This is a genomic window from Paenibacillus sp. FSL R7-269 (genome assembly GCF_000517865.1).
Lineage (GTDB): Bacteria > Bacillota > Bacilli > Paenibacillales > Paenibacillaceae > Paenibacillus_AQ.
On the sequence record NZ_ASPS01000035.1, the window covers coordinates 1 to 25,056 of the forward strand.

At 53.9% G+C, this 25,056-nt stretch carries 17 protein-coding genes and 1 riboswitch; of the genes, 13 read left to right on the top strand and 4 right to left on the bottom strand.

Annotated elements, in window-relative coordinates; translation table 11 throughout:
- The first annotated feature begins 180 nt into the window (after positions 1–180).
- Positions 181–579: an FxsA family protein gene (locus tag C162_RS17220; RefSeq protein WP_036695825.1), complete on the top strand. Its 399-nt coding sequence runs from the start codon at positions 181–183 to the stop codon at positions 577–579.
- A gap of 722 nt (positions 580–1,301) precedes the next feature.
- On the opposite strand, the gene ytvI is transcribed toward C162_RS17220, so the two are convergent.
- Positions 1,302–2,417, bottom strand: a complete 1,116-nt coding sequence (gene ytvI, locus C162_RS17225; RefSeq protein ID WP_036695827.1) for a sporulation integral membrane protein YtvI — start codon at positions 2,415–2,417, stop codon at positions 1,302–1,304.
- A 389-nt stretch (positions 2,418–2,806) separates the two neighbouring features.
- Between ytvI and citZ the strand changes: the two genes are divergently transcribed.
- The 4 genes from citZ to C162_RS17245 all read left to right on the top strand — a co-directional run bounded on the left by citZ (position 2,807) and on the right by C162_RS17245 (position 7,330).
- Positions 2,807–3,919 (top strand): citrate synthase, encoded by a 1,113-nt coding sequence (gene citZ / locus C162_RS17230; protein WP_036695829.1) that lies wholly within the window; start codon positions 2,807–2,809, stop codon positions 3,917–3,919.
- 102 nt (positions 3,920–4,021) lie between these two features.
- Positions 4,022–5,317: an NADP-dependent isocitrate dehydrogenase gene (gene icd, locus C162_RS17235; RefSeq protein ID WP_036695832.1), complete on the top strand. Its 1,296-nt coding sequence runs from the start codon at positions 4,022–4,024 to the stop codon at positions 5,315–5,317.
- 240 nt (positions 5,318–5,557) lie between these two features.
- Positions 5,558–5,983 (top strand): hypothetical protein, encoded by a 426-nt coding sequence (locus tag C162_RS17240; RefSeq protein WP_036695834.1) that lies wholly within the window; start codon positions 5,558–5,560, stop codon positions 5,981–5,983.
- Between the two features lie 96 nt (positions 5,984–6,079).
- Complete coding sequence (locus tag C162_RS17245) at positions 6,080–7,330, top strand: S-layer homology domain-containing protein (RefSeq protein ID WP_036695836.1); 1,251 nt, start codon at positions 6,080–6,082, stop codon at positions 7,328–7,330.
- 78 nt (positions 7,331–7,408) lie between these two features.
- Here C162_RS17245 and C162_RS17250 read toward each other — a convergent pair whose 3' ends face one another.
- Positions 7,409–7,936, bottom strand: a complete 528-nt coding sequence (locus C162_RS17250) for a GNAT family N-acetyltransferase (protein WP_036695838.1) — start codon at positions 7,934–7,936, stop codon at positions 7,409–7,411.
- A gap of 15 nt (positions 7,937–7,951) precedes the next feature.
- Positions 7,952–9,115 (bottom strand): amidohydrolase family protein, encoded by a 1,164-nt coding sequence (locus tag C162_RS17255; RefSeq protein ID WP_036695839.1) that lies wholly within the window; start codon positions 9,113–9,115, stop codon positions 7,952–7,954.
- Between the two features lie 291 nt (positions 9,116–9,406).
- Between C162_RS17255 and C162_RS17260 the strand changes: the two genes are divergently transcribed.
- The 5 genes from C162_RS17260 to thiH all read left to right on the top strand — a co-directional run bounded on the left by C162_RS17260 (position 9,407) and on the right by thiH (position 13,478).
- A complete protein-coding gene (locus C162_RS17260) occupies positions 9,407–10,279 on the top strand; it encodes an SDR family oxidoreductase (RefSeq protein ID WP_036695842.1) in 873 nt (290 codons plus the stop codon).
- 154 nt (positions 10,280–10,433) lie between these two features.
- A riboswitch (TPP riboswitch) is annotated at positions 10,434–10,536 on the top strand.
- A gap of 129 nt (positions 10,537–10,665) precedes the next feature.
- Positions 10,666–11,289: a thiamine phosphate synthase gene (locus tag C162_RS17265; protein WP_036695844.1), complete on the top strand. Its 624-nt coding sequence runs from the start codon at positions 10,666–10,668 to the stop codon at positions 11,287–11,289.
- Positions 11,290–11,328: 39 nt separating this feature from the next.
- Positions 11,329–11,532 (top strand): sulfur carrier protein ThiS, encoded by a 204-nt coding sequence (gene thiS, locus C162_RS17270; protein ID WP_036695846.1) that lies wholly within the window; start codon positions 11,329–11,331, stop codon positions 11,530–11,532.
- A 30-nt stretch (positions 11,533–11,562) separates the two neighbouring features.
- Complete coding sequence (locus tag C162_RS17275; RefSeq protein ID WP_036695849.1) at positions 11,563–12,327, top strand: thiazole synthase; 765 nt, start codon at positions 11,563–11,565, stop codon at positions 12,325–12,327.
- A gap of 29 nt (positions 12,328–12,356) precedes the next feature.
- Positions 12,357–13,478: a 2-iminoacetate synthase ThiH gene (thiH, locus tag C162_RS17280; RefSeq protein ID WP_036695851.1), complete on the top strand. Its 1,122-nt coding sequence runs from the start codon at positions 12,357–12,359 to the stop codon at positions 13,476–13,478.
- 478 nt (positions 13,479–13,956) lie between these two features.
- Here thiH and yfbR read toward each other — a convergent pair whose 3' ends face one another.
- On the bottom strand, positions 13,957–14,601 hold the full coding sequence (gene yfbR, locus C162_RS17285; RefSeq protein WP_083677796.1) for a 5'-deoxynucleotidase: 645 nt from the start codon (positions 14,599–14,601) through the stop codon (positions 13,957–13,959).
- Positions 14,602–14,705: 104 nt separating this feature from the next.
- On the opposite strand from yfbR, the gene C162_RS17290 reads away from it, so the two are divergent.
- From C162_RS17290 to C162_RS35465, 3 genes are all read left to right on the top strand, one after another.
- Entirely contained in the window at positions 14,706–16,409 is a 1,704-nt protein-coding gene (locus C162_RS17290; RefSeq protein WP_036695950.1) for a fumarate hydratase, read from the top strand.
- A gap of 1,160 nt (positions 16,410–17,569) precedes the next feature.
- Complete coding sequence (locus tag C162_RS17300) at positions 17,570–20,569, top strand: carbohydrate binding domain-containing protein (protein WP_036695854.1); 3,000 nt, start codon at positions 17,570–17,572, stop codon at positions 20,567–20,569.
- An 82-nt stretch (positions 20,570–20,651) separates the two neighbouring features.
- The gene (locus C162_RS35465) at positions 20,652–24,482 is read left to right on the top strand and encodes a carbohydrate binding domain-containing protein (RefSeq protein WP_036695857.1); all 3,831 of its coding nucleotides are present in this window, start codon (positions 20,652–20,654) and stop codon (positions 24,480–24,482) included.
- Positions 24,483–25,056: the final 574 nt, after the last annotated feature.

The following is a 25,056-nucleotide window of genomic DNA, read 5'->3' on the forward strand; positions in this document are numbered from 1 at the left end:
GGAAGGGCAGGAGCGGACCGCTGGCGAGCTTCTGGTCAGCGGCTCGACGAGCCATGTCTGGCTGAACGGGGAATGGAGGCCTGTGCGGATCGACAGGGCACAGCCTGAGCTGTTCCAGGCCCTCCTGGCTGCGCTGAACGAAGAAGAATAGCGTTAATGTAAGGAAGAAGGAGGAGCAGTATGATCAGGAACAAATGGCTGTGGGCCGCCTTATTTGCAGTCCCGGCCGTGGAATTATTCGGTTTCATCTATGTCTCAAGTTTTCTTGGAGCGCCCAAGACACTGCTGATCATGCTGGCTACTTCAGTCATCGGTTTGCTAATGATGCGGTTCGAGGGCAAGAAGGTACTGCAGGACAGCAGAACACATATGCAGGAGGGACGGGTGCCCGGACGGACCATGCTGGACGGCTTATGTATTTTCTTCGGCGGTCTGCTGCTGATTCTGCCTGGATTTGTCACGGATCTGATCGGCTTTACTCTGGTATTTCCGCTGACCCGGCCGCTCTACCGGGTTTTTCTGCTGAAATGGATCGAGAAGAAGATGAAAAACGGCACGTTCACCTTCTACCGCAGGTAGTCGGGTAGAGAGCTAGAGCAGGCTGGCGGTTGCTGGCGGTATGAAGGACTTGTAAGGAATAGTAAAGAGTGCTATGGAGTATTAAGCAGTGGTAAGGTTACTTAGGAGCACTATGGAGTAATCGGGTTTGTCAGAAGGTGTTCAGTTGCAGGGTGCTGCGGCTGGATGCCTTTTTGGCGTTAGGGAGTGGTGAGGGAAGAGCAGTAACGGACGGAAACAGTTGGATATTGTACACTTACTGATGTTCGCAAGAGGCACTCTCAGGTATAGTTGGAAAAACAACACTTATTAGACTGCAATTTTTCCCAGGGGGCGGATGATCGTAAAATTAAGTGACGTTTTTCCAACTGCTACTCCAAAAAGCTCTGAAATCTCCCCAATAAGATACGTTTATCCAACTAATAGCGCATCAGATTTAAAAGTGTGAGAATTATTTTTAAAAATTGCTTACTGAGGGTTTATCACGCCCTGATTAGGATGTAAGAGGTAGGCTTAATTGCAGACTATACAATTAAATCGCCGGATATACCGCCGAATCTCTGTTTTGCTGTATTTCGTACAATTAAAATGCCTCTATACCTGGATTTTTGCCCCTTTGGACAAATACAGTTGTACAAACTACAGTTAGAAGAGGATAGCTTTCCGTTTCGCTGCTTTTAGTTGCACAGACTACACTTATCGCTAATGATTCGCTATGCTCAATTAGTTTCGAACCCTGCCCACTAATGCAGCCTGCCGCTGAGGATATAGCTGCGCAGGGCGCGGAATACGCCGGCGCGGGAGAACGCATCAAGAATAACGAGCAGCACCGGGCCGAGGATCAGCCCGAGCATGCCCATCAGCTGAAGGCCGGCGAACATGCCGATCAGCATGGCAAGCGGATCGACGCCGATGCTGCTGGCGAGTACTTTGGGTTCCAGCACCTGGCGGGTGATCAGGATGATGCCGTAGAGCACCAGCAGTCCGATGGCCAGCGCCATGTTCCCGGTCATGTACGAATACAAGGCCCAGGGCAGAATGACGATACCGACGCCCAGATAAGGAATCAGATCGACGATGCCAATGGTCAGGCCGATGGCGAAGGCTGATTTGACGCCCAGCAGCAGCAGGCCGATGATCACAATTACCGCCGTTACGGAGATTAGCACTAGCTGGGCGCGGATGTAGCCGAACAGCGCCTTGCGCAGATCCTTCCAGATTTCCGAGACCGGTCTCATCAGCGGAGCCGGGAGCAGGGCGGTCAGCTTGGCATTATGCCGTTCCCAGCCGGTGCTGAGGAAGAAGGCGGCTAATACGATAACAATCAGAATGGTGCCGAGGCTCGGCAGTGAGGAGATCAGCTTCAGGATGATATTGAAGAATCCGGTAATCATCTGCGTCACAGCTTGACCGACTGTTTCAGTGGTCCGGTTGATATTGCTGTCAATGGTGGCATGATAGCCCGGGTTGTCGTGGTAAAACTGGTTGATTTGGTTAATAATATTCTGAATGCTGGCATTGCGGCTCAGGGACAGCAGCAGCTCCCGCCATTGATCGGTATGAAGATCGAAGGTCTGGAGCAGCCCGATCAGCTCTTTGACCAGCCTTGTGATGAGTGCGGTCAGTACAAGAGCGATGCCTCCGATGTAGAAGAGCAGCGAGAGGGATACGGCGAGCCAGCCGGGGAGCTTCATCCCCTTCAGGATCAGGACCAGCGGGTGCATGAGATAAGCCAGCAGCCAGGCGATCAGCAGGGGGTATAGAAGCGGCAGCAGTACATATACGGCCAGCAGAATCAGGGCGGCGGCAAGCACGACCCAGAGGCCGCGCAGCATTCTTTTAAGCACAAGTGTATCGATCTTCGGTCCCTCCTACTCTGGCGGATTCCAGAAATAACGGCTCGTCTTATATATATTCATAGGGGGTGTGAAAAGACTAGCAGCGGTAGAAAAGCTCAGACGGCGGGCATATCCATAACCTGGAAGCCGGTTCATGAAACAGATTTTGCGTTCGTTTTTTTCTATCCCTCCGATAAAATCATTTGATGTCCTGCAAAGCTTCCACGTTGTTCACATAACCGTCAAAATCCGGTATGATAATTAAAGGTTAAAGAGCAGAAATTTAGTTGCAATCTTCTGAGCCGGTTCTGAAGTTTTTTCAGAGAGAGTTGAAATACTTGGAAATGTAAATGTTTACATGAGGTTTGAAGCGGCACTATACACTCTTGTTGGCAAAGGAGAGAGATACTATGACAGCTACTAAAGGACTTGAAGGCATTGTTGCAACGACCTCCTCAATCAGCTCTATCGTAGATGGAGTGCTCACTTACCGCGGCTATGATATTGACGATCTTGCGGACCATGCCACATTTGAGGAGACTGCTTATTTGCTGTGGTTCGGCAGTCTGCCGACGGTGCCGGAGCTTGAAGCTCTGCGGCGCGAGCTCAGCGCTCATGCTGCGATCCCGGAGCAGGTGCTCACTCAAATGAAGCTGTATCCCAAGGAAGCCAACACCATGGCCGCTTTGCGCTCTGCCGTATCGAGTCTGGCGCTGTACGACAAAGCCGCCGATGATATGAGCAAGGAAGCGAACCAGACCAAGGCGCTGAAGCTGCAGGCGCAGATTCCGACCGTAGTTGCCGCACTGGCGCGCATCCGCAAAGGCCTGGAGCCGGTAGCCCCCAAGGCGGGCCTGACCATCGCCGAGAACTTCCTCTATATGCTGTGGGGCAAAGAGCCGGATGCGGTATCCGTCAAGGCGCTGGATACGGCACTTGTGCTGCATGCTGACCATGAGCTGAATGCTTCGACTTTTGCCGGGCGGGTAACGGTTGCGACCTTGTCCGACATCTATTCCGGTGTGACCTCGGCGATCGGTGCGCTTAAGGGGCCGCTGCATGGTGGGGCAAATGAAGCCGTCATGAAGATGCTGGAGGAGATCGGCAGTCTGGAGGCAGTTGAGCCGTATATTCAGGGCAAGCTGGAGCGCAAGGAGAAGATTATGGGCTTCGGACACCGTGTCTATAAGAACGGCGACCCGCGCGCTAAGCATCTGATGAAGATGTCCAGCGAGCTGGGCACGATGAAGAATGACACCAGTCTCTATGATATGTCTGTCAAGGTAGAAGAGCTGATCACCAGCCAAAAGGGGCTGAAGCCGAACGTCGACTTCTATTCGGCATCAGTCTACACACAGCTGGGGATTGAACGGGAGCTGTTCACCCCTATCTTCGCCATCAGCCGCACTTCGGGCTGGACGGCGCACATTCTGGAGCAGTACGAAGACAACCGTATCATCCGTCCGCGTGCGGAATATACAGGCATGTCAGACATGAAGTACGTCCCTGTAGACGAGCGATAACAGGGCGGCAGGGAGGGCGGCCCTTGCAGGCTGCTCTACCCCTTTAGTACAATGAATGATATGAATGCTTATACATCATACTTTTAGGAGGAATATCTACCAATGTTGAAACTGGAACAATACGATCTGCCCACAGAAGGCGAACAAATTACAATCGAAGACGGCAAGCTGCTGGTTCCGGATCAGCCGATCATTCCATTCATCGAGGGTGACGGGACAGGCCGTGACATTTGGAAAGCCTCCAAGCGGGTGCTGGATGCAGCTGTAGAGAAAGCCTACGGCGGTAAGAAGAAAATTGCGTGGTACGAAGTGTTTGCCGGCGAGAAGGCCTTCAATACATATGGTGAATGGCTGCCGAACGACACGCTGGAAGCGATCCGCGAGTACATTGTGGCAATCAAAGGCCCGCTGACCACTCCAATCGGAGGAGGTATCCGCTCCCTGAACGTAGCGCTGCGCCAGGAGCTTGACCTGTATGTATGTCTGCGCCCGGTGCGCTACTTCGACGGCGTTCCTTCTCCGGTGAAGCATCCTGAGCTGGTGGATATGGTTATTTTCCGTGAGAACACTGAGGATATCTATGCTGGTATCGAATATCAGGAAGGCTCTGCCGAAGTCAAGAAGGTAATCGAATTCCTGCAGAAGGAAATGGGCGTGAACAAAATCCGCTTCCCGGAAACATCCGGTATCGGTATTAAGCCTGTATCCGAGGAAGGCTCGAAGCGCCTTGTTCGTTCAGCAGTAGAGTATGCGATCAAGCACGGACGCAAGAGCGTGACCCTGGTACACAAAGGCAACATCATGAAATTCACTGAAGGCGCCTTTAAGAACTGGGGCTATGAAGTGGCTGAACAAGAGTTCGGCGACAAGGTCTTCACCTGGAACCAGTACGATGTCATCAAGGAACGCGACGGTGAAGCAGCTGCGAATGCTGCCCAGAAGGAAGCTGAAGCAGCAGGCAAGGTCATCGTCAAGGATGCCATTGCGGATATTGCGCTGCAGCAGGTATTGACCCGCCCGACAGACTTCGATGTCATTGCGACGCTGAACCTGAACGGTGACTATCTCTCCGACGCACTGGCTGCCCAGATCGGCGGGATCGGTATTGCTCCGGGAGCGAATATTAACTATCTTACGGGACATGCTATTTTTGAAGCTACACACGGTACGGCACCTAAGTATGCAGACAAGGATGTAGTGAATCCGGGTTCTGTTATCCTCTCCGGCGTCATGCTGCTTGAGCATCTGGGCTGGCAGGAAGCGGCTGACCTGATCTACAAGGGAATGAGTACGGCGATTAACAACAAGACGGTTACCTATGACTTTGCCCGCCAGATGGAAGGCGCGACCGAGCTGAAATGCTCTGCTTTTGCTGACGAGATCATCAACCATCTGTAAGCAGACCTGGCCGGTAAATACTACAGATATAAGCTGCACATCCGTGTAGCTTATATCTATGTAGCCGCCTGTAGACTATCATCAGGTTAGGCTGCTTGACATTCCCCAGCTTGAGAATCCGGGCGAGGTGCTGGCAACGGCAGTACATATTATGCTCCCGCAGCATCCCTGGTTCAGATGGTGGAGGCTAACCCCGGCAATTTGCCGGAGCCCCTCAAATTGAAATTGGAGGAGATTACGATGGGTCATGTTTTCTTTTTTCTGCATATGATCGGGACGCTGGCACTTGGCTTCTATCTGGTGCTGCCGTTTATCTTAAGCGGGACGGCTAAGCTGTCCTCCCCGGCGAAGGAAGGCACGCTCAGTGCAATCGGCGGATTCAACCGCTTTGCCCAATACGGGCTGGTGATTCAGCTGCTGACCGGCGGCTACATGATGACTAAGGGCGAGTATTCTGTACCTTGGATGATCATTGTTACGGTGCTTCTGCTGGCTATGTTCGCGTTCGGCGGGATTATGACCAAGCCCTTGCGCCTCGCTGCGGCAGGCATGAGAGAGAACCGTGATGTCTCTGCGGAGACTGCCAAGATCCGTACCATGAGTCTGCTGCTGATGGTCTCGCTGGTCGTCATGATCTTTTTCATGGTGTACAACACAATTATCTAAATAGCCTGCTGCCGGATGGGCAGTGTGGCGCTAACAGCTCTGGAGGCTTCTGCCTCCAGGGCTATTTCCATCACATACATAGGAGCGTGCGCAGTAATGATAGGAAGGAAATTAGTAACGGTGGGGCTAAGTCTGGGCTTGCTGCTGGGTTCAGGCGGGCTTATGTATGCGGCAACCGATTATGAAGGACACTGGGCGCAGAAGCCGATTAGCCGCTGGCTTGAAAAGGGATGGCTGACGGGATTCGCGGACGGGTCAGTGCGGCCGGATCAGGCGATCACTAGAGCGGAATTTATCGCGTTAATGAACAGGTTGGCCGGGCTAACGGCGGAGAGCAAGGGGAAGGCTGATTTCAGCGATCTGCCTAAGACGGACTGGGCATACGAAGAAATCTCTAAAGCACTCGAAGCGGGCATCATCAAGGGTTACGGAGGCACGATTCGTCCGGGCGATCCCGTTCTGCGCCAGGAGGCGGCGATTATGGTGAGCAGAATGCTGTATTATGAGACGGGGAGCACGGAGGTATTATCCCGGTTCAGCGATAAGGATCAGATTGCAGGCTGGAGCCAAGCCGATGTCGCTGCTATGATTAACGCCGGAGGAATGAGGGGATACCCGGACGGACGGTTTGCTCCAAAACAAGCGATGACCCGGGCCGAAGCGATTGCACTGCTGGATTACTACAACGTCACAAGCGGCGGCTTGCAGAGTGTAAATATCAGCCGTTCTGAGGGGCTGGGAAGCTTTGAGCCGGGAGCCATCAAATACTATAACAATGTCACCGTATCCGGCTATGATGTGCTGCTGCAGAATCTTAAGATATTTGGAGACCTGGTCTTGGAAGAGGGAATTGGCAACGGAGAGGTGGACTTGGACAGTGTTGAAGTGTTGGGCAAGGTCATCATACAGGGAAGCGGAGATCCCTCAGTGCAGCTCAAGAACACAACCTTGAACCAAGTGATTGTGCAGAAGAAGAGTGGAACTGCCCGCCTGGTAACTGAAGGTGCAACATCGGTGAAGACGGTGTCGGTACAATCTAGTGTGATTCTGGAGGAGGGGGAGGGTACCGGAGCCGGGTTCACAGATATTGATCTGCCATCCGGCATTGCAGCCGGGCTCGTAGTGACACTTAATGGCAATTTCGGAGACGTGAACATTGAAGCCGATGGCCCCAACCTCCACCTGCAAAAAGGCTCCATACGCACGGTCAAGACCGCTGCCTCTGCATCAGGACTTAAGATGGAGCTGGATGGAGGGACAACGGTTACTCAGGCTATTCTGAATACATCAACGAAGGTTACGGGAGCAGGCAGGGTTCTGGATGTAATCGTAAAAGAAGATGAATAGAATTCTGAATGAAGGGCTGCTCTCTTCTAAGGGGCGTTGTGAATAGCATTAGGATCAGCATTGCTGCTCTGCATAGATCTATATCCCGTTACGCCCCAGGTACTCCCGGTCCAGCATTGCATAAAAGTATTGGTTGACCCACTGGTTGTTCCAGTGTATTTCTTCCCGGAATACGCCTTCGCGGACCATGCCTAACCTGTCCAGCACCTGGATGGATGAGGTATTGTATTCATTGCACATAGCCACGACTCTGTGGGCCTTCCATTCTTCAAAAGCAAGCTTCAAGGCCAGCTGCGCTGCTTCAGTGCAGTAGCCTTGCCCCCGGTATTCAGGGAAAAGGCTGTAGCCCAGCTCCCAGCTCTCGCGCTCTTTTACATACCAGTGTATATGCACTTCCCCTACAGGGGTTGCTTCCGGGGAGGCGAGCCGGATCACGAATTGTTTGTGCCAATCGCTATGGATTCGTTCCTCCACAGTCTTCCGGACTGCCTCCTTGTCGGTTGGAATCATATCCTCGAAGGGCCAGAGCGAGTTGTTAGTTTCCAGATCTGTGATGAAATCGATATCGTCCGGGGTGACAGGAGATAGTATGATTCTTGCATTCATTTTGTAAACCTCCTGTTAGTATGACTTCGATACGATCTTGCCGTCTTTCATTACCCAGTTGACCTGACGCAGGTTGTTAATATCCGCCAGCGGATCTCCCCCGACGACCAACAGATCGGCCCTCTTGCCTGTCTCAATGGTACCGAGTTCATGATCCAGCCTACAGATCTTGGCACCGGATGAAGTGGCGGCCATAATAATCTGCATCGGGGAGAGGCCGGCTTGGCCTAACAGCTGGATCTCCTTCCACGGCATACCGGCTCTGTACCACGGAGGAGCTTCTTCGATAAAATCATCCCCCAGTCCAATCTCCCCGCCTGCCTGAATAAATCTCCGGACATTATCCAGCCCTTGCTCCAGCAGCGGCGCACCGAATTTGTCCTGGAACATCTGGAGTACGGTGAGCGTGGGGACGATACGGATGCTCACGCTCACCATTTGCCGGATCAGTTGATCGTCCAGCCGGTCGTAGACCATATGCGCAGCATCACTGATCCCTGCATCCACCAGAATCTGAAGATTGCGTGCACTTGTAACATGAGCAGATACGTAAGCGCCCATGCTTCGGGCCTCCTGGCAGATCGCTTCGAGAATCTCCTGATTCAGCTGGGGGAGTCCGGCGGTGGCGGAATCGTAGCCGTCTTCCAGCGCTGTTTTGATGAAATGTATTCCTTGTCCCAAGACTTCACGGACCTTAAGCCGCGCCTCATCCGCACTCCCTACCCCGATAGGCTCCTGACCACCGTAACCGCCTGGAGCAGTGAATACCTTGCCGGATGTAAGAATTCTGGGAAAAGCACCGCTCTCCAATTGCTGCGTCTGAGTGACTACATCGTCAATCGATGCTGCCGTAGTCATTCCTTCATCGCGGATCGTAGTCATTCCTTCTGCAAGGCACGCGGCCAAATATTCCGTATGATATCCGTGCAGCGGCTTATTCTGTATGTACTTGAAGCTGGTATGGGCATGGGTGTGAATAAACCCCGGCACAATGAACAGACCCTCTAGGTCGATCACTGTTGTTGCGGAGTCATACCCGGTTCTCCCGTGAATATTACTATGTTGTGTTATGGTGCCGAAGCGGCCATTAACAATCTCAATGCTTGTATGATGCAGCGGCGGCCGTCCGGTTCCATCGATTACAGTTCCGTTCGTCAGCAAGATGCGCTCATTCCCCATGATAGTAGCGTCCCTTCAGTTAAAGGTAGTTGTCGTTCCTCACAAAGTATAGGACATTCCCCCTGGCGGATATAGATAATATTCTTTTTGGAAACGTTCGTTGCTTACCGGACTATCGTTCCGCTATAGGTGCCGGTGAATGAAGATTGGCTGTTTGGGCGGCTGCCAGGTGTGGTAAGTAACATAACGTACAGCCAAGCAGGCACACTGCCTGATGCATAAACACCAGACCTTAAGCCATGCTAACATGATCAATCAACATTACTGTGGATAGCGAAAGGAGAATGGATTATGCCAGACACTAACAAACAACCTGTTAAAACCCTGCCGCCGCAGGTACAGGATCAACGCCCCGGAATTGAGAGTGAGATGAACCCGCTCCCGGAGTTTGAGACACCGGCGTACAAGGCAGCAGGCAAGCTGCTGGGCAAGGCCGCGCTCATTACGGGAGGCGATAGCGGGATCGGGCGTGCGGTTGCCGTTCATTTTGCCAAGGAGGGCGCGGATGTGGTAATCTCCTATTTGAACGAGCATGAGGATGCGGAAGAGACCAAGCGCCAGGTGGAACAAGAGGGCAGAAAATGCATTCTGATCGCCGGGGACATCGGGGACGAATGCTTCTGTCAAAGCCTGATTCGTCAAACCGTTGAAGGACTCGGTAAGCTCGACATCCTGATCAACAATGCGGCGGAGCAGCATCCGCAGGACCATATTGAGGACATCTCAGCGGAGCAGCTGGAGCGTACGTTCCGGACGAATATTTTCTCCATGTTCTATCTGACCAAAGCAGCCATGCCTCATCTTACAAAAGGCTCTACGATCATTAACACCACCTCCATCACGGCGTATCGCGGCAGCCCGCAGCTGCTGGACTATTCGTCCACCAAGGGAGCGATTCTCAGCTTCACCCGTTCGCTGTCGATGAATCTGGCCGATAAGGGCATCCGCGTGAATGCGGTAGCGCCCGGACCAATCTGGACCCCGCTGATTCCGTCCACCTTTGACGCGAAGAAGGTCAGTGAGTTCGGCGGCACCCAGCCGATGAAGCGCCCGGGACAGCCTGAAGAGCTGGCACCGGCTTATGTATACCTGGCCTCGGACGATTCCTCCTATGTGAGCGGACAGGTGATGCATGTGAACGGCGGCGAGGTTGTCAACGGATAAGAAGCAGCGTGACCATACTAATACACTATTTGCTTAGCAAATGTGGAGAAGCCAGCCGGGAGGCTGGCTTTTGTGAGACGAGAGACGAGGCAGGTATAGCCCTGACAGGAATAATATGCTAATATACAAAAAGCAAGGCCAAACAATAGCATAGAACGATCACTAGGGGTGCCGCAAGGCTGAGACGGGCGTAGTTGTCCGGACCCTTTGAACCTGATCTGGTTTATACCAGCGTAGGGAAGTGGAGAACGAATATTGCAGCGGGGGTACACGGTGAGTACCGGTATTCCAGCTTCTATTCCAGACTGCTTCCTTTACGGGGAGCGGTCTTTTTTGTGTTGTGTTGTGGTGTAGATTGAGCTGGAACAGACAGGAGGAGAAGGGTATTGTACGAGATTCATGCGGTCTCGGACGGGCGGCTGCAGCCTGAAGCGCTGGCTGAATGGGCCGTGGCGGTGCATTCTATGGTGGATTATATCCATCTCCGGGAAAAAGCCATGTCCGCCCGGGAACTGCTGGCGGCAGCGCAGCAGATGCTTCAGGCCGGGGTGCCGCCTTCGAAGCTGGTCATTAATGACCGGATCGATGTTGCCCTGGCCGCCGGGGCAGGAGGTGTACAGTTAGCCTGGCATAGCCTTCCGCCAGCCGCAGTACGCGGCCTTGCACCGGGCCTGCGGATCGGCAGATCGGTACACTCGCCGGAAGTGGCGGCGGAGGCTGGAAGGCAGGGAGCAGACTTCTGCCTCTACGGGCATGTGTTCCCTACGGCTTGCAAGCCCGGACAGCAGGCACGGGGACTGGAGCAGCTGGCAGAGGCTGTCCGCTGGTGCCGCATACCGCTGATTGCGCTCGGAGGGATTACCCCGGGCAATGCCGGAGCGGTGCTGGCCCAAGGGGCGGCTGGCATTGCTGTCATGTCGGGAATCTGCGGAGCTCCAGACCCGATGGGAGCGGCCTTGGCCTACAGGGAAGCGGTTCACAGGGCGGCAGAGCAGTCTTGTAATGCATGATATGGATCAAGTAGAGGGCACAGCAGGAGGTGAACAGGCATGATTGTGACCGTTAACGGGATGCCACAGAGGTTCGAAGAGAGCTGCCGGACACTGGCGGATCTGCTGGCCCGGCCTGAGTGGGCCGGTAAGCTGGTGATTGTCGAGCTGAACGGTGAGCTTGCCGGCAGAGAGGCTTACGGAGACACACTGCTCAGCGAAGGGGACCGGGTGGAGCTGGTTCATTTTGTAGGCGGAGGCTAAACACGAAGACTTACCCCAGGAGGCGTTAATATGCAAGATCCATTGATGATTGGCGGAGTGACTCTAACCAGCAGACTGTTCATTGGCACCGGAAAATACAGCCGTAACACCCTCATTCCCAAGGTGATTACGCGATCAGGCTCACAGGTCATTACCGTTGCCCTGCGCCGGGTGGACCCGGAGAGCAGTGACAATATTGTCAGCCATATTCCTTCCCATATGACCTTACTGCCTAATACCTCTGGTGCGCGCACCGCAGAGGAAGCAGTACGGATTGCCCGGCTGGCGAGATCGGCGGGACTGGGGAACTGGGTGAAGATTGAGGTCATCAACGACCAGAAATATTTGCTGCCGGATAACATGGAGACCATCCGGGCGACCGAGATCCTTGCAGCAGAGGGCTTCGTGGTGCTTCCGTACATGAGTCCTGATCTGTCCGCCGCTCTGCGGCTGAAGGCAGCGGGGGCCGCAGCCGTAATGCCGCTGGGAGCGCCGATCGGGTCCAACCGCGGGCTGCAGACCAAGGAGCTGATCCGGATTCTGATCTCCGAGATGGATCTGCCGGTGATCGTGGATGCCGGAATCGGCAGACCATCCGAGGCGGCTGAGGCGATGGAGATGGGGGCCGCAGCGGTCCTGCTTAATACAGCGATTGCTACCGCCTCAGATCCGCTGCTGATGGCAGAAGCTTTTCGTGAAGCGGTATCCGCAGGGCGCAAAGCTTATCTCGCCGGACTGGGGCCTGTGGAGGAGACGGCGGCAGCCTCTTCACCGTTGACCGGGTTCTTGGCCTGACAGATGGATTAGGGAGGAGAGGAACGGCTATGAGCTTTTATGAGACGATGACCCGGTTGGAACAGCTTCCTTACGGGACGCTATGGAGCCGGTATACGGCAGAGGATGTGAAGCGCGCGCTTCGTGCAGAGCAGGTGGATGAAGAAGGGCTAATGGCCTTGTTGTCACCGGCAGCGGAGCCTTATCTGGAGGAGATGGCGCAGAAGGCGCACCGGTTAACGCGTACGCATTTCGGCCATGTGATGCAGCTGTTTACCCCGATGTATCTTGCAGATTTTTGCGTGAATCACTGCACGTATTGCAGCTTCAGTTCTATGTATGATTTTCCGCGCAAAAAACTGACGCTGGAGGAGGTCGCCCGGGAAGCAGAGACCATCGCAGCCACGGGCCTGCGCCACATTCTGATCCTGACCGGAGAATCCCGGAGGGATAGTCCGGCCGGTTATGTGAGGGACTGCGTGAATGTGCTGCGCCGCTATTTTTCCTCCGTCAGCATTGAAGTGAATCCGCTCTCGACAGCTGAATATGCAGAACTCAGAGAAGCCGGCGTGGACGGCTTAACGCTCTATCAGGAGGTCTACCACCAGGAGACTTATCGTGCGCTGCATGTAAAAGGACCCAAACGCGTCTACCGCAACCGGCTGGATGCTCCCGAACGGGGCTGTCAAGCTGGCTTTCGTTCAATAAATATCGGAGCCTTGCTCGGCATGTACGAATGGCGCCAGGAGGCGCTGGCAACGGCCCTGCACGCGAGGTATCTGCAGGACAAGTACCCGGAATGCGAAATCGGCCTGTCTACTCCCAGATTCCGGCCTTACTTAGGCGAATTCAACCCCGCAAGCGATGTTACCGACCGTGCGCTGGTGCAGATCATCCTGGCGTACCGCCTATTCCTGCCGCGCTCCGGCATCTCACTGTCCACACGCGAGCCTGCCGCTCTGCGCGATCATCTGGTCCAGCTCGGCATCACGAAGATGTCCGCAGGGGTATCCACCGAAGTGGGCGGACATTCCCTCGAAGGGGGCACCCCGCAGTTTGAAATATCGGACAACCGTAGCGTGGCTGAGATGGCCGAGATGCTGCGCTCGCAAAGACTCCAGCCGGTATTCAAGGACTGGGATATCCTGTCCGAGCCGCTTGGCTTGAGGTAGGCAAGCTGATTTGGCTTAGCTTGATGTGACCAAACTGGATGTCACTTAAACTGATCAGGCTAACCAAGCAACTTGAACAGACTAACCGAAGCAAGCTAAACTGACCAGACTAACCGTGCTTAACTTATCTGACCAGACTAACCGTGCTTAACGTAACCTGACCATACGCAAATAACCCGCTCATGGCGGGTTATTTGTATTGTATAAGCGTTGTAGGCTACGCGTGCTGACTTCTCCTTCTACCACTAAGGCGTGTGGGCCCGATGTATGCGAAAAACTGAGCACAATCGCAATGTGCCGTAGCAATGCTACATGGACTGAATGTGCGCTCCTCAGGGCTGACACTGGACGCGGTCAGAATGCAGTCAGATGGATAAATGAGCTTCTGCTTAAGAGCGGTATAAGGTATTCGCATTGTTCACACGTTAGTGTTCCAGCCAACGCTGGGAGCCAACGCTATGCGAATGCCGTACTCTATTTACTCTATAGGTTCGGGCTGCCCGGCAGACTGAACCTGACTCGCACTGGAGGACAGCTCGTCTAGCGACATCTCGAAGCCCGGAGCCATGTGTTCAAGGAAATATGCCATCTCAGGCATCTCCAGCACATGCAGCTTCGCGGCAGTCTGCTCCCGGGCGGCGGCGAATTCACGGTTGCCTGCGGCGACCTCCCAGACGCATTTCAGGTAAGCGTCAAGCACATCCGCTGCCTTGACGTAGCGGAGCAGTCCGGCATCTTCGGAGCCGGGCGGGCTGGTGTGCGGCTGCAGGAGCGGCGCGTAGACTGCGCTCAGCTCCGGCGGGATCATGGCCGCCAGCCTGTCGGCGGCCACCTGCTCCATCTCGCGGAAGCTCGACAGCAGACGCGAGTTGTTATGCTTCACCGGCGTGGCGATGTCGCCGGTGAAGACCTCGGTGGCGTCGTGGAACAGCGCCATCGTGGATGCACGGTCGGCGTTCAGCGACCGGCCGAAATGGGCATTGCCGATGGTGCACAGCATGTGCGCCAGCAGGGCGACCTGGAACGAATGCTGCGCCACGTTCTCCGGGGCGGTGCTGCGCATGAGGCTCCAGCGCTGGATATATTGCAGCCGGTAGAGATAGGCAGAGAAATGGTAGTTCAATTTTGAGGTAACCCCTTTCATGAGCAGCTTAATGTGCTATTATAGTAACTAATTGTACCAGAGTTAGGGCCGCTTGAACCAGATGGAGAGGAGACTGAATGAAGATGCAGCATTTTGAAGAGAGCATTTATAATTTGATTGTAGAGACCTCCACGAACCTGCCGGGTGATGTACGCCGGGCGGTAGCCAGAGGGCGGGCGCTGGAAGACCGGGCGACACGCTCCGGACTGGCACTAACCACGATAGCGCAGAATATCGGGATGGCGGAGCAGCAAATATCGCCGATCTGCCAGGATACGGGGATGCCGACTTTTATAATCCATACGCCGGTGGGCGTGAATCAGATAGAGATGAAGAAGGATATTCACAGCGCAATTATCCGTGCTACGAAGAACGGGAAACTGCGTCCCAATTCCGTGGATTCGCTAACAGGCGAGAACAGCGGGGATAATCTGGGGGCAGGCACTCCGGTGATTCACTTCGAGCAGTGGGAGGAAGAGAGCATTGATGTCCGGCTGATCCTGAAGGGCGGCGGCTGCGAGAATAAGAACATCCAGTACAGCCTTCCGGCAGAACTGGAGGGACTCGGCAAAGCCGGACGCGACCTCGACGGTATCCGCAAGTGCATTCTGCATTCCGTGTACCAGGCGCAGGGCCAAGGCTGTAGCGCAGGGTTCATTGGCGTAGGTATTGGCGGCGACCGTACCACGGGCTATGAGCTGGCGAAGAAGCAGCTGTTCCGCAAGGTCGAGGATGTGAATCCTGTTGAAGATTTGGGCAAGCTGGAGAATTACATTATGGAGAATGCCAACAAGCTCGGAATCGGCACGATGGGCTTCGGCGGTGAAGTGACGCTGCTGGGCTGCAAAATCGGAGTGATGAACCGGCTGCCAGCCAGCTTTTTCGTCTCTGTGGCCTATAACTGCTGGGCCTTCCGCCGTCAGGGCATTCTGGTCCATCCGGCTACCGGTGACATTCAGGAATGGCTGTATGAGAGCGGCACCGGGATATCCGTTGAGGGGGAAGCAGCACCGCAGCCTGTTGCTGAACCTGTGGGTGTAGCAGCGGCAGAAGGGACAGCTTCCGGCGTGGTGCCAGAGGATGCTACGATTCCTGCGGCACCGGCTATTGTATCCGGTACGGTTGAAGCAGCTTCGGATGCGGCCGTCTCAGGGAATAGGGCAGTATCCGAATCGGCAGGAGCAGCTTCCGTTGGCTCCAGCGGCTCGCGTGAGATCCGCCTGAGCACACCGATCAGCGAGGAGGATATCCGCAGCTTGCGCGTCGGTGATGTGGTTATTCTCTCCGGCGAGATGCACACCGGCCGCGATGCCCTACACAAATACCTCATGGATCACGACACCCCTGTCGATCTGAACGGTGCCGTCATCTATCACTGTGGCCCGGTCATGCTGAAGGATGAAGAAGGCTGGCATGTGAAGGCGGCTGGCCCGACGACCAGTATCCGCGAGGAGCCGTATCAAGGCGATATTATCAAAAAATTCGGTATCCGCGCCGTAATCGGCAAAGGCGGTATGGGACCCAAGACCCTCCAAGCCTTAGGTGAGCACGGCGCAGTCTACCTCAATGCAATCGGCGGTGCAGCACAGTATTACGCAGAATGTATCAAGAAGGTCAACGCGGTAGACTTCATGGAATTCGGTATTCCTGAAGCCATGTGGCATTTGCAGGTGGACGGCTTCGCAGCGATCGTCACCATGGATGCGCACGGCAACAGCCTGCATGCTGATGTCGAAAAGGATTCCGCCGCAAAGCTCGCCCAGTTCCGCGAGCCGGTGTTTAAGTAATTGAGTAGATTGTTCCTGCTTCGCGATAGTATCTAACAAACTGTAATATAAGCTAGCTGGATATCCCGTTAGACTAGACCTCCTTCATTTCGCTGAAGGAGGTTTTTTGGCGATTGCGGAAATTGCGCAGGGCAACCTCCTTTGGAGGATGAGGTGAGTGAATAAGGGGGGACGCTGCTGCGTAACGGGAAGTTGCTTGGGAGGGGAAAGGAAAGGATAAATAAAAGCTGGATGCGGAAATGAGAGGGATAAATCCCTCTGATGGTGCTGAAAGTGGACTGGATGCGGAAATGAAAGGGATAAATCCCTCTGATGGTGCTGAAAGTTGTCGGAGAGTGGAAATGAATGGGAATTATGCTGAGAGTTTATTGGGGGAAAGAGTAGCTGAAGAGCACTAGTGCACCTGAATTTCAGGAAAGTTGGCTCAACGAGCAAATGAAGAGCACTAGTGCACCTGAATTTCAGGAAAGTTGGCTCAACGAGCAAATGAAGAGCACTTGTGCCCCTGAATTTCAGGAAAGTTGGCTCAACGAGCAAATGAAGAGCACTTGTGCCCCTGAATCCGCCAACCGGCTTGAATTGATCTTACCAGCAAAGGAAGAGGGGAGCATGAGAACAATACAGCCTCCCTGAGGGTTCCTTCCAGGTATGAGCTTATGCTGAATACTGTTTTTTGTGTTTTTTGCAGAGCGGTTATCCTATATGGGATACGGGTTGGCGGCAGGTTTGATTTATATGTCTTGACAGCGCATACAGGGACATGTTAATTTTTAGTGGGGAAACCGGTTTCCCCACTGCTGTGTTGAAGCTGTAAAGCTAAGCTCTAGCGAAACTATCTAGCTAAGCATTAGCACACTCTAGCTAAGCTCTAGCCAAGCTAGGCATTAGCAAGCTCTAGCCAAACTGTCTAGCTAAGCATCAGCACGCTCTAGCCAAACTATCTAGCTAGGTATTAGCACACTCTAGCTAAGCATTAACACACTTTAGCTAAGAGTACGCAAGCACTTGCTAAGCACTTGCTAAGCTCCAGCTAAGCTCCAGCTAAGCAGTCAGTATCAGCTTATGCACTATCAAGCTGAAGCAAAGCACAAGTTGTTAACGTCAGAGTATCCGCTGGCCCAAAGTGTTGCATTCGGTTTTACATGAGAGGGAGATGAGGAATGAAAAGAAAACGTAACCGCCTGCTTGTTCCCGTTCTAATCACATCCATTGTATTGTCGATCATGATGAATCTGTTTGTCCTGCCGCAAGCTAAGGTGGAAGCAGCCAGCATTGGAACAGTAACCGAGAATGACACGATTTATCAGATTATGGTTGACCGCTTCAATGACGGGGATTCTTCCAATAATGCAACAGGCGCGGCTATCCGCTACGGGGAGAACTCCGAGGAGGATTTCCGTTACATGAAGGGCGGCGACTGGCAGGGGGTCATTGACAAGCTCCCGTATATTCACAATATGGGCTATACCGCGATCTGGATCTCACCGGTAGCCGAGCCGCAGATGACTAACCGTGAGAACAACGGTTCAGGCAAGAACACGGCCTACCACGGCTACAATGTCAAAGATCCGAACAAGGCCAACCCTTACTTCGGCACCAAAGAAAAGCTGAAAGAGCTTGTAGACTCCGCGCATGCGCTCGGAATCAAGGTCATCATCGATGTCGTTCCTAACCACATCGGCGATTACATGCTGGGCACTCAGGCTTATTATGATATTCCTTCCTTACAGCCTGCGGCTCCATTCAATAATCCGGCCTGGTACCACCACAATGGGGACATTAACTGGTCTCTTGCCGATGGACGGTACGATCAGTGGGCCCAGGATTATCTGGAGAATCATGATCTGGGCGGTCTGGATGATATCGACTTCGATGTTCCTGCCGCCAAGCAGGCCATCTTCAGCTCGATCAAGGGCTGGTTTGACTATACGGGGGCAGACGGCGCCCGGGTCGATGCGGCCAAGCTGATGAAGCCGACGGATATCGGCGAACTCCAGAATTTGCTGGGCGTGAATACTTTTGGGGAGAATTTTGACGGCAATGCCGAATTCGTCTCCCGCTGGGTCGGTACCAACAAGGAGTGGGGGATGCTCGACTTCCCGTTATTCTTCTCCGTGCTGAACAGCTTTGCGTACGGGCAGTCTTTTGACGCGAATATTAAAGGCACTCTGGCTCAAGACTCCTACTATGGCGGCAACGCCAACCATATGGTTACCTTCATCGACAATCATGACCGCAACCGCTTCCTGACCGAGGCTGGTGGCAGTGTTGAGAAGCTGCAGAATGCTTTGTCCTTTATTTTCACCGTGCGCGGAACGCCTGTGGTCTTCCAGGGAACGGAGCAGAACAAGGGCAATGGCAACGGGCAGATCATGACGGGCGGCATCGCTGATACGTGGAACCGTTGGTCGATGGTGAAACGGGATGCAAACGGCAATGTGCTGGAGAATTATTTCAATGAGAATGCCAGTACCTTCAAGCATGTAGCCAAGCTGAACGAGATCCGCAAAAACAACCCGGCCCTGCGCACCGGCACCCAGCGCGAAATGTGGTCCGCACAGAATCTGTACGCCTTCTCCCGGCGGATTGATACAGGCACGAATGTCGGTCAGGAAGTGATCTCCGCATTCAGTAATGCCTCCAGCGGATCACAGACAGTGACGCTGCCGCTGCGCGCCGAAAGCACGCTTACCGCAGGTACGGTTCTGGTGAATCAGCTGAACCCCTCCGATACTGTGACCGTGCAGGCAGGCGGTGTTACCGGTAAGCAAATTACAGTTACCCTGGGCGCCAATTCGGCCAAAATCTACTCCAAAACTCAGCCGGTAACCGATACGCAAGCACCAAGTGTTCCCGGAAATGTAACGGCAACGGTACAGAACGCTTCCAGCGCCCTGGTGTCCTGGTCAGCATCCACTGATAATGTTGGGGTGACAGGGTACGAAATTTACCGCAACGGCGTGAAGATCGGGACTTCCGCTACGACCTCTTTTACAGATAACGGACTTGTGGGCAGCACTAATTATTCCTATACGGTAAAAGCGTATGACGCCGCTATGAATCTGTCGGCCTTCAGCGCAGCCGCTCTGGTCGTTACCCCTGCCGGTAACAGTGTGACAATCTACTACAAGCAGGGTTACACCAATCCGTACATTCATTACCGCCCAGTGGGCGGGACTTGGACGACATCTCCAGGCGTGGCTATCCCAGCTGCCGAGGTAGCTGGCTATAACAAAATCACCATTAACATCGGCGCAGCCACCCAGCTCGAAGCCTGCTTCAATAACGGCAGCGGCACCTGGGACAGCAATGGCGGCAGCAATTATTTATTCGGCACCGGCACCTGGACCTATACGCCTACAGGCAATATCCAGGCAGGCGGTCCGGTAGCGCCAACGGCATCGCCGACGGCTACACCAACCGTAGCCCCAACAGCGACACCAACGGTGGCACCAACTGTAGCTCCAACTGCTACACCGACTATCGCACCGACCGCAACACCTACAGTAACACCAACCGTAGCGCCAACAGCGACACCTGTGCCAACCGCCACACCGGCGGGCAACACCGCGACGATCTATTACAAGAATACGGCCTTCAGTAACTCCTATATCCATTACAAGCTGGATGGGGCAACCACCTGGACGACTTCACCGGGTGTTCAGATGCAGGCCTCTACTTTCAGTGGCTACAAAGCTATTACCATTCCACTCGGCACCGCCACCGGCCTGACCGCAGCGTTCAATAACGGCAGCGGCACCTGGGATAACAATGGCGGGAATAACTATCATTTTGGCACCGGCAGCTCCAGTCTGGTTGGAGGAAGCTTGACCTCCGGGGAACCGCAGGTGGATAGCATAACCTTCAGGGTTAGCGTTCCGGGTTCGACTCCGGCGAATGCTCCGGTCTATCTGACGGGTTCGTTCAACAGCTGGAATGCGGCAGATGCAGCCTATCTGCTGACACGCGGGAGTGATGGCGTCTATTCCACCACCTTGAACCTTCCGGCAGGCAGCGCCGTGACGTATAAGCTGACGCGCGGAAGCTGGGCCACGGTAGAGACCGCGTCCAATGGTACAGATATCACGAACCGGACGGTTACACCGGCAGGCGGAGCACAGACAGTAACGCTAAGTGTGCAGCGCTGGAAGGATCAGTAAGCAGCTTGAGGGGGCGAGGGATGGATGTCCGTCGCCCCCGTTTTTTTGACGAAGAATAATCCCGATAAGAAGGAGTTGAACCATGACCAAGAAATCCAGGTCCCTGCGCAAAATTACAGCCCTGCTCCTGGGCGCACTCCTGACCGTTCCGGCAATAGTCTCCCCTGTATCGGCAGATATTGCCGCTACGCATGTCTACCATAACCATATGCCGAATTTCTGGGCTTACTATGACCTGAACACTTACAATTCTACCCCTGTAGGCAGTCCGATCCGTTATACCTACGATGGTGAAGTCATCCAGCTGAAGCAGAATCCGCCCGCAGGATATCCCTATTATCTGCCGAATGGATCTCCCATGCCCCACGATGATCTGGTCTCTTATTATTCCCATCACGCCAAGACGGGCGCGTATTTAACCTGGCCCTGGAGTGTGGCGAACACGCTGCACAGCAATCATCCCCAGGCGCAGATGCATGTTACCATGTCGGGGTCTGTGGTGAACAATGTAAACAGTATTATTCAACAAGGAAATGTAAGCGGATACAATAATCCGGCCTGGGGAACCCCATGGAAGAACGCGGTGAATCAGCTTCGGACAACAGGCGGTGACAATATGCTCGATCTGATTCATTTCTCCGGACACCATTCTATGGGACCGCTGGTCGGCAACGATTATTTGCTCAAGGATATGATCTATCATGGAGCGGCGATGGCTCAGCCTTATTTCCTGGGCAGCAGCTATAAGTCATCGAAGGGATTTTTTCCGACAGAACTCGGGTTCTCGGAGCGGATTATCCCGGTGCTGAACAAGCTTGGCATCCAGTGGTCGGTGATCGGCAACAACCATTTCTCCCGCACGCTCAAGGATTACCCGCTGCTGGATAGTCCGGGCACAGATACGATGATCTCACCGCCCAACCGCAGCGATCTGCAGAATGTCAGCACAGCCGGGTCCTGGGTGAGTGAACCGATGTTCAATGAGCAGCAGGTGGTCTATAATAAATATCCTTTTGCCTCAACGGCCCATTGGGTCCGTTATGTGGACCCGGCAACCGGGGCAGAATCGAGAGTGGTTGGCGTGCCCGTCGCCCAGGCGCAGTCCTGGGAAGAAGGGTATCTGGGCCAGGTAAAAGCAGATGCGCTTAAGCCGTATGAGAATCTGGCTCTGCAGAAGCAGATTTTTGTCGTGGCCCATGACGGGGATAATTCTTCGGGCCGGGCCGGCTCCGAGGAGACCTGGCGCAATGCCGGGAATGTCACCTATGCCGGCAGCGGTGTGACTGGAATGGGGATCGACGAGTATCTGCGCAGCAATACACCAGCCGTTTCCGATGTGGTCCATGTGCAGGACGGCTCCTGGATCGATACCCGGGATTCGTCCTCCGATCCAACCTGGTACCACTGGCATCTGCCGTTTGGGATCTGGAAAGGCCAGTTCGCGGCCTTCAATCAGGTGAACGGGACTGCTTACGCCCCGAAGAAGAATCTGGCGGGTGTCGAGGAAGGCATGACGGTATCCTTCGAGAAGGGCTATCATTATCTGGAGCGTAATTTCGCGTTATTACAAGCTTCCCTGAACTATGCCAAGACCGCCGAACAGATCTGGCTGGAGGAGCATCCGAATTACTGGAAGCCGGCGAACCCGCTGGACCGTGAGGTGACCTACGAAGGCAACCAATTGAATCCGTGGATGCTCTCCTATCCCGTGAAGGGCAACACCGCGAACGACTATGCCGGAGGCGCCAATCCCGCCGAGCTGGCCTGGTACTTCCTGTTGCCTGCGATGGACTCGGGCTTTGGTTATTATGATGAGAATGTGGATGACAGCGTGAAGCCGGCGTTGTCCTTTAATCAATCGCTGTATTTCTCCAAGCCCTATGTATCGCAAAAGCTGGCCAAAGACAAAACCGGCCCCTCCGTCTGGTGGCCGCAGCGCTACCCGTACAATCCGGGCAGCGCGAATGTCAGTAAGGCAGAAGGCTGGACCCTTCAGCATTATAATAATGCTTTTGCCATTTATACCTATGCTTTCGATACCAGCGGAATCAGCGACATCAAGGTGAAGGTCCGGGCACACCGTGATAAGACGGCAGACGCAGCGGATAATACTTTTAAAGTATATGATCCAGCAGGTCTGGCCGCAGCCGGGGTGTCAGGTATTGATCCTGCCAAGGTCGGTGCGTGGGCGGAATACCCGATGAATGTCCGCGATCTGAGTGCCGATATTAACGGTGTCGACTGGCAGCCAAGCAGTAAGACGATTATGCAGAAGGTTCCGGCCACGGATATCGGGAACCTGTATTTCTCCTACATCTCCGATTACCGCGATCAGCTATTGGACTACTACATTGAAGCCAAGGATGCCAAAGGCAATGTGACCAAAAGTGATATCCAGCAGGTCTATGTCGGTGCCGGCAAATATACGCTGGAGAACGGAAAATATAAGGAGAGCATCCAAGGTACTATTGAAGGGACGCATCCGTTCATCACAGATGTGCCTGCTGTCCCGGATAATGAAGCTCCGGCTGCTCCAGCGAACTTGCAGGCCACAGTGGTTAATGCTTCTTCTATCGGGCTGACCTGGAATGCCGCGACAGATAATATCCGTGTTACCGGCTATGAGATCTACCGCAATGGCGTTAGAATCGGAACAACTACTTCCACCTCATATACAGACAGCGGCTTGTCAGCCAGTACAGCCTATGAATACAAAATTAAAGCCTATGATGCCTCCGGTAACCTCTCCGGCTTCAGTGCGGCAGCAACTGCAACCACACCGGCGGGCAATAATGTAACGATCTATTATAAGCAGGGTTATTCCACTCCTTACATCCATTACCGCCCGGTTGGAGGGACTTGGACGACAGCCCCGGGCGTAGCGATTCCGGCCGCCGAGCTAGCAGGCTATAACAAAATCACCATTAACATCGGCGCAGCCACCCAGCTTGAAGCCTGCTTCAACAACGGCAGCGGCACGTGGGACAGCAACGGCGGCAGCAATTATCTATTCGGCAGCGGCACCTGGACCTACACGCCTACAGGCAATATTCAGTCGGGTGGTCCGGTGACGCCAACGGCATCGCCGACTGTAGCACCGACAGCTACGGCAACGCCTAAGCCAAGTGCGACGCCAACGGTTGTGCCAACCGTAGCACCGACAGCTACACCGACGCCAACACCAACCGTAGCACCTACAGCTACACCGACGGTAGTACCAACAGCTACGGCAACACCTAAGCCAAGTGCCACGCCAACAGCTACACCAACCGTAGCGCCAACGGCGACACCTGTGCCAACCGCCACTCCGGCGGGCAACAGCGCGACGATCTATTACAAAAATACAGCATTCAGTAACTCCTATATCCATTACAAGCTGGATGGGGCAACGGCCTGGACGACTTCACCGGGTGTGCAGATGCAGGCCTCTACTTTCAGTGGCTACAAAGCCATTACCATTCCGCTCGGCAGCGCCACAGGCCTGACCGCAGCCTTCAATAACGGCAGCGGTACCTGGGACAACAATGGCGGGAATAACTATCATTTTGGTACCGGCAGCTCCAGTCTGACGGGAGGAAATCTGATTACCGGCGAACCACAGGCCGATAGCGTAACCTTCCGGGTCAGCGTTCCGGGCACGACTCCAGCGAATGCTCAGGTCTATCTGACGGGTTCGTTCAACAGCTGGAATGCGGCAGATCCGGCCTACCTGCTGACCCGTGGAAGTGATGGGATTTATTCCATCACCTTGAACCTTCCGGCAGGCAGCGCCGTGACGTATAAGCTGACGCGCGGAAGCTGGGCCACGGTAGAGATCACTTCCAGCGGAGCGGATATTGCGAACCGTACGCTTACACCCGCAGGCGGTGCACAGACGGTGACGCTGACCGTGCAGCGCTGGAAGGATCAGTAGCAGGTTATTGGTCAATTTATTATCCAGGAGTGTCTGATCCACGAATCGCCCCTTTTTGGATGGTGTAATACAGCCCTCTGAGAATGGGCGATTTCTTTTGACTTAAGATGCAGAAATAGATGGATTTTCTCCACCTGCTGCTTACAAAATTTGCGCCGAAGAAACAATAGTTGGACAACCAACACTTAATCATTCACATTTACGAGAAATAGCAGAAACAAACATAATTAGTTGTCATTTATCCACTTGCTTCCGGTAATTTAGCAGAAAAGGGCGAATTAAGCTACGTTTTTCCAATTGTTTGCCGTGAACCGGTCACTTCTGAAGAGCAGGGCTGAAACTATTTGGATTGGAGGAGTTGAGGATTGGAGAAATGAGGAGTTGAGGAATTAAAGTTTGCAGAATCGGATAGTTGCGGGTTGAGGTGTCAGGGTGTTGAGGTGTTGATTATTTAAGGAGATTTAGGGTTGTGTAACTCCCACCTCTTAAACAGCGGAGCGGGCGGACTGATTGTGGAGAAGCGGCAGCGTTCGCCTTTGTTCCCGGATTTTTACCGCTGAGTCCATTCTAATTA